This is a genomic window from Stieleria sp., assembly GCF_041595215.1.
GTDB lineage: Bacteria > Planctomycetota > Planctomycetia > Pirellulales > Pirellulaceae > Stieleria > Stieleria magnilauensis.
This window is the reverse complement of record NZ_JBFHKV010000162.1, coordinates 1-10861: the sequence shown is the minus strand read 5'-3', so window position 1 is coordinate 10861 and position 10861 is coordinate 1. Positions and strand designations below refer to the sequence as shown.

Below are 10861 nucleotides of genomic sequence, written 5' to 3'. Positions count from 1 at the left end.
GTGCGTATTGCTCTGGTGCGTATTGCTCTGGTGCGTATTGCTCTGGTGCGTATTGCTCTGGTGCGTATTGCTCTGGTGCGTATTGCTCTGGTGCGTATTGCTCTGGTGCGTATTGCTCGTGCGGGTACTGTTGCTGGTTGTATTGTTGCTGGGCGTACTGCTCTTGAAAGTACTGTTCTTGGCTGTACTGCTCGGGCTGCCAACGGTTCTCCGCGGCGACACCACGGTTGGCGTCGTCGGGCTGGTTGGTCGGCGGCACCCAACGGGGATGACTTTCCGTCGTGGTCGGACGGGTCGGCTGCGGAGTCCACTTGGGGTGGTACTGTGGTGGAGCGGCGTTTCCGGATTGCGCTGCATCGTTGCCGGAGTTGGGACCGTGGCTCTGGCCTTGGCGGTCGTCAGCCCCCGTCATCTCATTGGCACCGCTTGCCGATGCGTCATCGTCTGACGCGTTCTGCGGCTTGACGCCCAACGCGTTTTTCAGCTTTTGTTTGACACTTTGTTGCAGCAGATCCAATTTCCGCAGCGCCGAATTGGGATTTTGTTCACGGCGACTGTGATGCCGCTCTTGCGCCATCGCTGACGATCCGGCTGCGAGTGTCAACAGCAGCAACGAGACGGCGATCAGAGACCGGCGCGGCGCGCAGGCACACTCGGCGGTGCCGTAGTCGCACCGGGTCGTCGCGTGCCGTCCACGCTGTCGGTCGTTGCTGCGGGTGTTAATCACGTACTCGCTGTCTCGTCATAGCCGCAAATCACCGTGATCTCTTCCCCACAGGGGCAAGCGATGACGATCGATTCGATACGATTTCCGTCTTTGATCACACGAACTTCCGGTTCGGCATTGCAGTGTTTGGTTGGCCCGACCCGGACGCGTGGTCCGCCGACCTTGGTGGTGCGTTCTTTCAACACGGTTGCTAGCTGGTCTTCCATCGAATTGCCTCCTTGAGTCTGAATCTCGCTGCGGCCAACAGGCGTGAGGTGCGCGATTCGGACAAACCCATCGCGGCCCCGATTTCCGCCAGGTTCAATTCCTCGCTGTAGTACAGCGTCATCACCAGGCGTTCCTTCTCTGGCAATTGCTCAATCAATTCTGCAAGCAGTTGTCCGATTTCTTCTTTTTCGGCCAGATCTTCCGGAGAATCGATACTGGTCCGCCAAGTTTTGTGAACTACATCAGAAAGATCGTTCCAGTCGTCAGGCTTGATGAAGCGCATCGCTTCGAGACATTCCAGTACGACATCGATCGGCAGGCTGGAGCGTTCGGCGAGTTGTTCGGGGGTGATCGGCGGTTCGAGCGTCTCGCACAGTTTCTTGATCTTGCCGACGTGCCGCATCATGCGGGGGGAAACCGGCGACTGTTTGCGCAATTCATCGACGATCGCGCCGCGGATCCGTGGATAGGCGAACGTTCGAAACGCAACGCCCTGCTCGGCATCAAAGCTGGCGGCGGCTTGGACCAGCCCCAGGATTCCGGCGGAGTGGAGGTTTTCCCGATGATCGTCGTTCCTGCTAAAGAACGTCATCGTGCTGAGGATCCGTCCGACGTAGTCGATGTTATCCAGCACCAGCCGATCGCGGTCGGTCTGTGTGGACGGTTTGTAGGTTGTTTCGATCGTCGCTTTCATAACAAAGCTGCTCAGTCCTTGTAGTCCGCGTCAGCGAGTCGAATCACACCAACACCGATCGAGACAACCGATCCGACCAGGACCGAGGACACGATGGCACGCATCAGAATGGTGGACGATTCCAGCCCCAGGATGACGCCGACCAAGGTCACCACGACCGCGGTCAACAGGGCTATCAACGTCCCCACCGGAAACGCCTTTTGACGCCGGAACGATGCACGCCGAGTAGTTGACTTTCCGCTCATTTACGTCCTTCTTGATTGCCGTCTTTGCCGTGCAGCCCGAGCACGAACGGGTCGGGTGAGGGATTCTCGCCCTCGCCCAAAACGTCTTCGTAACGGATCATCCCGACCGACTCGATCCGCATGTCGGAGGGGACCTCGCTGTAAGCGACCACGCTGATTTCCGGCAACGACCGGAAGATCGTTCGGTGCAGCGGGAAGCGAACCGACGAATCCACCAACACGGTCGATATCTGGTTCTTCAATCGCGACGCTTCCCATTTCGCTTGCAGTTCCATGATCAAGCGTTCCAGCTGATCGGGGCGCAACACGATCGCGTCGCCATTGAGGTGTTCTCGGAAATAATGTTCCAACCGCGGCTCCAGGATGATGACCCTCACGTTTCCGTTGCTGTCACGGAACCGGTCACAGATGATGTGCCCGATACCGCCTCTTATCTTTTCGGTCAACTGAACGGGGTCTTTGATTTGGGGACCGAACTGAACCGCCGATTCAACGATTTTTTCCAAGGCGGTGATGGAGATGCGTTCGCGGAGCAGATTCAACAGCACTTGATGCAGGGTGGCCGGCCGCACCGTATCCGGTTTGATTTCCTCGACCGTCGTCGGCGCGATCTCCTTGAGTTTCTCTAGCATGGATTGAAGGTCTTGTCGGCTCAAAAGCTCGTGAGCATGCTTCCGTAAGCATTCACTCAGGTGCGTGATCAACACAGTCGGCGCGTCGACGACGGTAAACCCTAAAACCTCAGCCCGACGGCGCTGCGATTCCGGAATCCATTTGGCCGGCAAGTCGAACGCGGGGTCCCGGATTGGCTCACCCTCCAGTTCCGCATTGATGCTGCCCGGATTGATCGCCAGATAGTCGTTGACGAACACCTGTCCCCGCGCGATCTCACGCCCGCAAATCAGAAAGCGATATTCGTTGACGCCGATTTGCAAGTTGTCGCGGATCCGCGCCGCCGGCACCCAGAACCCGTGCTCGATCGCCACGTCTTCACGCAACGTCGAAATCCGTTCGGCGATGCCCTTGCCCCGCTTCGGTTCGGCAAGCGCGATCAAACCGGCGCCGATTTCGATGATGATTCGTTCGGGTTGGACAAATTTCTGCAGCCCCTTCTCTTCGGGTGTCTCGGTCGCCGCGACGACTTCCGGCTCTTTCTCCGCTTCCTCGGTTTTGGCCGTCTCGCGTTGCTTGGCGAAAAAGACAAACGCGAACACCGCGCCGGCGAGCAGAATGAAGGGAAACTTCGGAAACCCCGGCGTGAACGCGATCAACACCAGGATCATCGGCCCCAGGAACAAGGACCGATACGCACCGGAAACCTGTTCGTTGATTTCGTCACCGAGGTTGGATTCGGATGCCGACTTGGTGACCAGGATGCCCGCGCTGGTGGCGATGATCAGTGCCGGGATCTGAGACACCAGTCCGTCACCGATTGTCAAAATCGAATAGATTTGTAGCGCGTCGGTGATCGCTTGGCCGTCGCTGACGCCCAGCACCACGCCGCCGAGAATGTTGACGATCATGATGATCAACCCGGCGATCGCATCACCGCGGACGTACTTACTGGCACCGTCCATGGCACCGTAAAATTCCGCCTCCTGGGTCAACCCCTTGCGTCGATCACGAGCCTCTTTCTCGTCGATCGCACCGCTATTGAGTTCGGCATCGATGGCCATCTGCTTTCCAGGCATCGCATCGAGTGTGAACCTGGCGTTGACCTCGGAGATCCGCGTCGCCCCCTTGGTGATCACGATGAACTGAATCGTGACCAAGATCAAAAAGATCACCACGCCGACAACCAGATTTCCGCCGACGACAAAGTCACCGAACGTCAACACGATCTTGCCGGCATTGGCATCGAGCAGGATCAAACGCGTCGTCGCAACGTTCAACGACAACCGGAACAGCGTCAGCAACAACAACAGCGACGGAAAGGATGCGATATCGAGGGGCTTTTTCGCGCCCAGGGTGACCAACAGCAACAGGATCGCCGCGGCGATGTTGCAGGCCAAAAACATGTCCAACAAGAACGTCGGCAGCGGGATGATCAGGACGACCAGCATCGCGAGGAACGAGGCCGAAAGCCAAAGCTCACTCCGCTGCAGAAATCCGAAATTCGAATCGGTGTCTTTCATCGATTTGTACGCCACCCGCCCCTAGGCAAAACTTGCGACCAGTGCTTTCGAAATCAATTGCCAGCCGTCAACGAGCACGAACAAAAGCAACTTGCAGGGCGTCGAAACAACCACCGGAGGCATCATCATCATCCCCAACGCCATCAAGATCGTTGAGATGACCAGATCGATCAGCAGAAACGGGATGTAGATACAAAACCCCATGATGAACGCGGTTTTCAGTTCGCTGATGATAAACGCCGGCACGGCGATCTTCAGCGGCGTGTCCATCCGCTGCGACGGGGGCGGCGTCTCGGACAGTTCAAAAAACAACCCCAGATCGTTCGTCCGCGTGTTCCGCAACATGAACACCTTCAGCTCTTCCGACGCGATCTTCCAGGCGTCGACAAACCCGAACGTCGGCTCTTCATCCGGACCGGCCGCTTCCTGTGCCTCCAACAGCGGGATCACCGCGTTGGCATGAATTTTTTCAAACGTCGGGGCCATCACGAACAGCGTCAGAAACAGACTCAATCCCATCATCACCTGATTCGGCGGAATCTCTTGCGTGGAGAGCGCCCGCCGCACGAAGGACAACACAATGATGATTCGCGTGAACGCCGTGACACTGACCAGCATCGCGGTGGCAAAGCTGAGCGCACCGAGCAACACGGCCACCTGCAACGGCGGCGCAAGATCCGAAAACAGCTGCGACGGATCGCTGGCTGCTTCGGCGGTTGTCTGGGCGATCAAGGCGAAATCCATTTCAGTCCTCGGTTTGATCAGGCGGCTTCTTTCGACTTCGTCAAAAGCAGCCGGATCAGATTCTCATCGATCTCTGACGACGAGGTCTTGTTGACACTGCGACGCGAAGCCTGGCGGCTGGCAACGTTTCCACCGGCCCGGGCGGCTTCCGATTCTTTCTGCCGGCCAAAGGCTTCCGGTTCCTCCAGCGCGTCCTCGAATCGTGACGGCAGCACGCTGACCGATTTGATGTCCCCGCCGTCGACGGCGACCAAAATCTTGCTGGCCATCGAATCGACCAGGTACAGACTGACGCCACGGGTGACCTGCAACACCTGATCGATCTTCAACCCGGCCAAATCGGCCGGAGTGTCTTGGCGACCACCCTGTTTGCCTTTTTGAATCTGGCGGACGAACAAGATCCCGCCGACGGCCAGGGCGAGCACGAAGACCAGGTTGATCCCGATCCGGCTGATCATCTCCGTCGCATCGGCCTGCTCCGCTTCCGGTGCGGCGTTTTCACGTTCGATGAAGGATTGATAGTGATCTTGGGCATTGAGCCGATCAAGACTCTGCCGCGACTGCAGTTCGTGCTGCTGCCCGGAATACAGGTCGTTGAGGTGATCATTCGATTCGAAACTGGCTTGTCGCACCGACATCGGTTGCGGACGCAGCGCGACGACCTGTTCGGCGCCGCCGTCGAGACGGTTGCCCGACGGCCGCAGCGGACTCACCGGAATTTCGGATCGACCATCCCGGTCGACCGAACCGATATCGCCCGAGAGCACTCCGCGGCGAATGCTGACCGTCGACTCGCCGCGCGAGAGCTGGTCGACCATTCCGCCGAGTTGGCGCGAAGAGCGCGATTCAGGTTCGGCGTAGCGTTGACCGTGCGCGACCGTCGCGAGTGACGATGAAATCAGGAGTGCGTAAAAAACGCACATCGATTTTTGGGTGAAGCGGAAAGGCATGTTGACGTCCATGTGAATGCCGATTCATTTGAGCTAAGAGGGATAGATTTGCTTGATTCGAATCGCGAATTGATTGTCAATCACGACTACCTCGCCGTTACCCATGGGAACACCCTGAGCAACCAACTCGACCGGCGCGCTGATGGCCCGGTTTAATTCAACCACCGACCCTTCCGCCAGCCCGATTAATTCTTGAATCGTTAATTGGGTGCGTCCCAACTCGGCAGCCAGGGTGACGTGGACTCCCCCGAAGCGGGAGAAATCGAGGTCTTTGGAGGGTTGCGGCGGGTTCGGTTTGAGCGCTTCAAACTCTGGAATCGAGTCATCGGCTTGCTTTTCGGACGTTTGGCCCTGGGCGTCCTCGGACGTCGCTTGCGGCTCGTCGGAAACGGGCGTTTCGGTCTTGGTCTCAGCCATGAATCAATTCCTTCGTCTTACTTGTTCAAACACTTTGAAACTTGAACGGCTTGTTTGTTGCCCAACCGTCCGGCCCAGCACTGGAATGCCGGTTCGCCATCAACGTGGGACACCATCGGTTCGTCGATGCGTTGATCCAAAATGATCAATTCGCCGGGTTTTAACTTGGCCAGATCGGACATCGGGATCTTGGCCGACCCCAGCATCGTGACGACGTCCAGGGGCAGCTGACCGATCAATTCCTTGGACGGCTTGGCGGGTTCCGCACCGGCCCGATTGTCGACCGTTTCGTCCAGCAACGCCGGCAATTTCTGCTTCGGCAACAACCAATTCAATGTCGCCGTGCCGCCCTTGCATTCGATCTCGATGCAGACCTTGGTGACCAGATCTTTGCCGCGGAAAAGACGCAACTTTCGGGCGTCTTTTTCCAGATCCGTCACTGAGATCTCCAATTCGCCCTGGCCCATCCAGCCGCGGCTGATCGATTCAGCGACCCGGTTGATGAAGTAATTGGACAGATCGGTTTCGATGGCACTGAGGTCCCGGTCACTGCCCTCGTCCTCGGGGGGCAGGCACAGCAAATCGGACAGGATGATGCGAAACTGATCGCCGGAGGTGTACCAGACCGATGGCAGTCGATCCTTGATCTCGGCGACGCAACACAGGTCGTGCCGCGGGATTTCACTGAGGATCTTGTCGTACGATTCGGTCGTGATCGCGCCCAGATCCAATTTGGCACTGAATCCGGTCGCCTCGACCCAATAGTCCGAGAAGAAGGACGTTGACTTCGAAATCCAAGTTCGAATGGCAACGGCAGTGTCATCCAGGGCAGCAATGTCACGAAAATCGAACGGACGCACGGTCATTGAACCTTGAAATCCTGGAAAAGGACATCTTGAATTCGCTCGATGCCGTCGGTGAACAGCATCGCGTTGAATTTGTCATGGATTTCACGTCGCAGCAGGTTGTGCCCGAGTTTCCCGCGGACGTCTTCCAGCTTTTTGTCACGCAAGTGTGCGATCAGCCAGTTCTTCAGGACAACGTTCTTGTCCTCCACCAACTTGGTGATCGCTTCCTGTTGCGAGGCCGCGATTTGCAGCGAGAACGTGCAGGTCAGGTAACGCGAATAGCGGTCATCGTTCAAATTGACCACGACTTCGTCAAAGTCCACGAACGCCAGCTTGTCATCAGGCTCGGGGATATCCATGCGGTCTTCATCCACCGGGCTGCGATGAGCCGACTTGGGATCCGAAGGCAGCACGAACATCGGCACCGCCACGCCGGTACCGGCGCCCATCACGAACACGGCACCCCAGATCACAAGCTTGGAGAGCATGCCGGATTTCTTTTTGTCGTCCGCTCCGGACTCGTTGTCGTCTGCCATGAATCGTTGAGGTGTTGGAAGGGAATGGGTCACACGGCGATCCACCCGATCGACGCGTGATGAGGCGCTCGGGCCGCTGCGGCCGAGACCGACGCTGGCCGGTCACCCGCCATCTTTGCGTGACCGGTTTATCTTTCCGTGTCGTTACAGCTTATCGTCCGGCCCGGGTGACGGAATTCAGTCGGGACCTGTCTTTCAGTACCCGATGAGGGTTAACCCCCACAAGCGCAGCCGAGCCTGATCGGGCGGGTCGGCCGACGCCCCCTGCCGCCCGCGTGGGCATCGGGATGACGCCTCCGGCCGGGAAATGTGGGTTATCCCTCGTGCGTTCTTGCCCAAGCCGGCCCAATAATCTCACCGCCAGACGCCGGATATTCGACATAACCAATACCTACGATCGCTGTTGGTCTCCGTGTCCCCTGACCCGCCGCGATCGCTCCATGGATAGGAAGGTCGAATGATCAACGGACTCTACAGCGGCGCCGCCGCGATGCAGACATTGGCGAAGCAACAGGAGCTGATCAGCAGCAACCTGATGCATGCCAATTCGAGCGGACACCGACGCGTTCAACCGGCAATCAAACAGCGATTCGAAGAGACATCACCGAACACCACCTTGGATCTGGGCCCCGAAGTCGAAGCGTTGACGTCGGATTTCACCCCGGGACGGATCACCCCGACGGAGCGACCGCTGGACATCTCGATCGCCGGCGACGGATTTTTCGTTTACGAAAACGGTGGCCAACCCTACCTGACGCGCAACGGCAGACTGTTCCGCGACCCCGTGAGCAACACACTGGTCAATGAAGAGGGCGTTCCCATCCGCGGTGAAAACGGTCCGATCACCATCGACCGCGATGTCTCGGACCGTGAGATCACGATTTCATCCGACGGCACGGTTTCGGCCGGCGACCGGGAAGTCGGCCGGATTCAAGCGGTCGCCTACGAAAACAACGGAACACTGATTCCCGTCGGTGCCCTCGGGTTTACCCCCGGTCCCAATTCGGTCGAAAGCGATGCCCCGGTCAAGATCACGCAATTCGGCCACGAACTTTCCAACGTTCAGCCGGTTTCGGAGCTGATCGCGCTGATCGTCAACACGCGACAACACGAGGCGGTCGAGAAAGCCACGCGAACTCTCTCGGATTCGCTCAAAGAATACATCCGATCATAACCCGCTTGAGAACCGCATAGGTATTCCATGTTAAAAGCATTCTATTCCAGCGCCACCGGCATGCGCGCCCAGGAGTTGATGATCGACAACACGGCCAACAACTTGGCCAACGTCAATACAACCGGCTTCAAAAAGAAGCACATCAATTTCGCCGACTTGCTGTACGACACCAAGACGCCGCCCGGTGCCGCCTCGGCCAACGGCGAGATCAAGCCGATCGGGCTGCAGATCGGCAGCGGGGTGCGGGCCGTCGGCACCACCAGCCTGTTCGCCCAGGGAACACCCACCGAAACGGGAATCGATACCCACATGGCGATCGAAGGCGACGGTTTTTTCAAAGTCACCCAAGGCAACACGATCGCCTACACCCGCGACGGTAACTTTACGCTCAATGACCAGGGCCAAATGGTCACCGGCGATGGATTCCTGTTGGATCCGCAAATCACGATTCCCCAGCAAGCGACCAACCTGTCGATTTCGTCGACCGGCGTGGTCAGCTACCAGATCGACGGGGTCTCGACCGTCGGCCCCACCATTCAACTCGCCCGGTTCACCAACCCCGCCGGCCTGCAGAACCTGGGAAGCAATCTGTACATGGAAACCGCGGCCTCGGGCGCCGAGATTCTCGGACAACCCGGTCAACAGGGTAACGGCCAGATCCGACAGCGATTCATCGAAGGATCCAACGTCGAGGTCGTTTCGGAACTGGTGTCGCTGATCACCGCCCAACGGGCCTACGAGATCAACTCGCGGGCGATCCGTGCCGGCGATGAAATGCTCTCCTCCGCAAGTGACCTGGTTCGGTAACGATGATGAAATCGGTTCGATACGCAATGCTGCTGATCAGTTTTCTGATCTTCACTCCGCCGGACGCCTCGTCGGCCGGCGACGTTGTCGTTGCGCTGCACCAGACGTCTTCGCCGGTCGCCGACACGACCGTTCGCGTCGGCGACATTGCCAACGTCCTGCACGCCACACCGTCACAGCGACGCGAGATCGAGCAACTCGACTTGGAATCGCTGCGTGACCAAGACGATTGTTCGATCACTCGAAAGCAAGTCGAGATGCGTCTGCTGTTGGCCGGGTACGAGCGTGATTCGTTCAACATCATCGGGCCGTCCACGGTGTCGGCCCGACGCTCCTCGCCGGCAAAGCTGCGCAGCAAATTGGAACAGTTGCTCGAATCAGAACTCGGCGAACAATTCGCCGTCGCCGCCGAACGGGTCGACATTCGTCTGACACAAACGCCCCAGTTGGCAACGTTAGAACAAAAGCTCGCCGCCGGCGAGTTTGCCGTGGAGCTGGTCCCACGCAATGAGTTTCCGATCGGCCGCACCAGGCTGGCCGTCGCCATCATTGATTCGGCCGGGAACCAATACTCGCATTCCTTTGACGCCCAGGTCAGCCTGACCATGACCGTCGCGATCGCCAGCCAGCCGATCGCTCAGGGCACCGTGCTGAAGCCCGACATGTTCCGTCTGGTCGAACGCTCGATCACTCAAAGTGCCGACTATGCCAATCCCGACAACGCCGTCGGACGGACCGCAAGCCGCTACATCGCCAGCAACTCAATTCTGTTGACCAATCATTTCCACAGTTCTCGTGCGGGCAATTCCGAAACCGTCAAGCGAAACGACTTGGTCGACGTCGTGATCAGCGTCGGCCAGGGCGAGATCCGTCTCAAGAATGCCCGAGCGATGGAAGCGGGACAGATCGGTGAAACGATCGAGATTTTAAACCCACAGACCAACCGGCGTTTCAACGCCTCCATCATCGGCCCCAATCTGGCAACCGTTTCTTCGACCCCACGGAGGCGATAACGATGCACCATGAACATCACCCGCTACGCCATGCCCATCACCCGCTACGCCAAGTGATCCCGTCGTCGGTCATTGTCGCGTTCATCAAACCGGCGCTCGTCCTGTTGGCGATCGCTGTGACCACACAACCGTCGCTGGGGCAGAGTCTGTTCGAGCGACGCAGCAATAATCAGCTCGACCAGTACCGTGACTACGCCGCCCGCAACCGCGGCGACACGTTGTCCATTCTGATCGCCGAAAGCACGGACGTCGAAAACCGCGACGAACGATCGATGGACAAGACGGGCAACTCGTCGTCCACGCAAGGATTTGACTACGGTCTCGGCGGTACGATCGGCACCGGCAGCGGCAGCGCAGAATTGGG

14 protein-coding genes are annotated in these 10861 nt (G+C 58.3%); 4 read left to right on the top strand and 10 right to left on the bottom strand.

Translation table 11 applies throughout. From position 1 onward, the window contains the following. From ABX749_RS08825 to fliL, 10 genes are all read right to left on the bottom strand, one after another. A partial coding sequence (locus tag ABX749_RS08825) for a hypothetical protein (RefSeq protein WP_372895653.1) occupies positions 1-727 on the bottom strand: 727 nt, incomplete at its 3' end. Continuing rightward, positions 724-933 carry a hypothetical protein gene (locus tag ABX749_RS08820; protein ID WP_095739597.1) on the bottom strand — a complete coding sequence of 70 codons (210 nt, stop codon included), beginning with the start codon at positions 931-933 and terminating at the stop codon, positions 724-726. The genes ABX749_RS08825 and ABX749_RS08820, both read right to left, overlap by 4 nt. Continuing rightward, complete coding sequence (locus ABX749_RS08815) at positions 918-1628, bottom strand: sigma-70 family RNA polymerase sigma factor (protein ID WP_095739598.1); 711 nt, start codon at positions 1626-1628, stop codon at positions 918-920. Before ABX749_RS08815 ends, ABX749_RS08820 begins: the two co-directional genes overlap by 16 nt. A gap of 11 nt (positions 1629-1639) precedes the next feature. Then, positions 1640-1873 carry a hypothetical protein gene (locus tag ABX749_RS08810; protein ID WP_145207342.1) on the bottom strand — a complete coding sequence of 78 codons (234 nt, stop codon included), beginning with the start codon at positions 1871-1873 and terminating at the stop codon, positions 1640-1642. After that, the gene (locus tag ABX749_RS08805; RefSeq protein ID WP_372895652.1) at positions 1870-4008 is read right to left on the bottom strand and encodes a flagellar biosynthesis protein FlhA; all 2139 of its coding nucleotides are present in this window, start codon (positions 4006-4008) and stop codon (positions 1870-1872) included. Before ABX749_RS08805 ends, ABX749_RS08810 begins: the two co-directional genes overlap by 4 nt. Positions 4009-4029: 21 nt before the next feature. After that, positions 4030-4752, bottom strand: coding sequence for a flagellar type III secretion system pore protein FliP (fliP, locus tag ABX749_RS08800; protein ID WP_145207340.1), 723 nt, complete (start codon positions 4750-4752; stop codon positions 4030-4032). Positions 4753-4769: 17 nt separating this feature from the next. Further along, a complete protein-coding gene (locus ABX749_RS08795) occupies positions 4770-5714 on the bottom strand; it encodes a hypothetical protein (protein ID WP_372895651.1) in 945 nt (314 codons plus the stop codon). 21 nt (positions 5715-5735) lie between these two features. Beyond that, the gene (locus ABX749_RS08790; RefSeq protein ID WP_145207338.1) at positions 5736-6119 is read right to left on the bottom strand and encodes a FliM/FliN family flagellar motor C-terminal domain-containing protein; all 384 of its coding nucleotides are present in this window, start codon (positions 6117-6119) and stop codon (positions 5736-5738) included. A gap of 17 nt (positions 6120-6136) precedes the next feature. Then, entirely contained in the window at positions 6137-6985 is an 849-nt protein-coding gene (locus tag ABX749_RS08785) for a FliM/FliN family flagellar motor switch protein (RefSeq protein WP_145207337.1), read from the bottom strand. Then, on the bottom strand, positions 6982-7503 hold the full coding sequence (gene fliL, locus ABX749_RS08780) for a flagellar basal body-associated protein FliL (RefSeq protein ID WP_372895650.1): 522 nt from the start codon (positions 7501-7503) through the stop codon (positions 6982-6984). Before fliL ends, ABX749_RS08785 begins: the two co-directional genes overlap by 4 nt. A gap of 457 nt (positions 7504-7960) precedes the next feature. Here fliL and ABX749_RS08775 point away from each other — a divergent pair, with 457 nt between their 5' ends. The 4 genes from ABX749_RS08775 to ABX749_RS08760 form a co-directional block, all read left to right on the top strand. Beyond that, positions 7961-8677: a flagellar hook-basal body complex protein gene (locus ABX749_RS08775; protein ID WP_372895649.1), complete on the top strand. Its 717-nt coding sequence runs from the start codon at positions 7961-7963 to the stop codon at positions 8675-8677. Positions 8678-8704: 27 nt separating this feature from the next. Continuing rightward, positions 8705-9484, top strand: coding sequence for a flagellar basal-body rod protein FlgG (gene flgG, locus ABX749_RS08770; RefSeq protein ID WP_095739606.1), 780 nt, complete (start codon positions 8705-8707; stop codon positions 9482-9484). A 26-nt stretch (positions 9485-9510) separates the two neighbouring features. Next, a complete protein-coding gene (gene flgA / locus ABX749_RS08765; protein ID WP_372895648.1) occupies positions 9511-10497 on the top strand; it encodes a flagellar basal body P-ring formation chaperone FlgA in 987 nt (328 codons plus the stop codon). Between the two features lie 2 nt (positions 10498-10499). Continuing rightward, the coding region (locus ABX749_RS08760) for a hypothetical protein (RefSeq protein ID WP_372895647.1) at positions 10500-10861 on the top strand (362 nt) is incomplete at its 3' end.

Bases quoted from the DNA above. Each gene is read 5' to 3' on its own strand.
- ABX749_RS08820 (WP_095739597.1), bottom strand. From the start codon at position 933: ATGGAAGACCAGCTAGCAACCGTGTTGAAAGAACGCACCACCAAGGTC.
- ABX749_RS08815 (WP_095739598.1), bottom strand. From the start codon at position 1,628: ATGAAAGCGACGATCGAAACAACCTACAAACCGTCCACACAGACCGAC.
- ABX749_RS08810 (WP_145207342.1), bottom strand. From the start codon at position 1,873: ATGAGCGGAAAGTCAACTACTCGGCGTGCATCGTTCCGGCGTCAAAAG.
- ABX749_RS08805 (WP_372895652.1), bottom strand. From the start codon at position 4,008: ATGAAAGACACCGATTCGAATTTCGGATTTCTGCAGCGGAGTGAGCTT.
- fliP (WP_145207340.1), bottom strand. From the start codon at position 4,752: ATGGATTTCGCCTTGATCGCCCAGACAACCGCCGAAGCAGCCAGCGAT.
- ABX749_RS08795 (WP_372895651.1), bottom strand. From the start codon at position 5,714: ATGGACGTCAACATGCCTTTCCGCTTCACCCAAAAATCGATGTGCGTT.
- ABX749_RS08790 (WP_145207338.1), bottom strand. From the start codon at position 6,119: ATGGCTGAGACCAAGACCGAAACGCCCGTTTCCGACGAGCCGCAAGCG.
- ABX749_RS08785 (WP_145207337.1), bottom strand. From the start codon at position 6,985: ATGACCGTGCGTCCGTTCGATTTTCGTGACATTGCTGCCCTGGATGAC.
- fliL (WP_372895650.1), bottom strand. From the start codon at position 7,503: ATGGCAGACGACAACGAGTCCGGAGCGGACGACAAAAAGAAATCCGGC.
- ABX749_RS08775 (WP_372895649.1), top strand. From the start codon at position 7,961: ATGATCAACGGACTCTACAGCGGCGCCGCCGCGATGCAGACATTGGCG.
- flgG (WP_095739606.1), top strand. From the start codon at position 8,705: ATGTTAAAAGCATTCTATTCCAGCGCCACCGGCATGCGCGCCCAGGAG.
- flgA (WP_372895648.1), top strand. From the start codon at position 9,511: ATGCTGCTGATCAGTTTTCTGATCTTCACTCCGCCGGACGCCTCGTCG.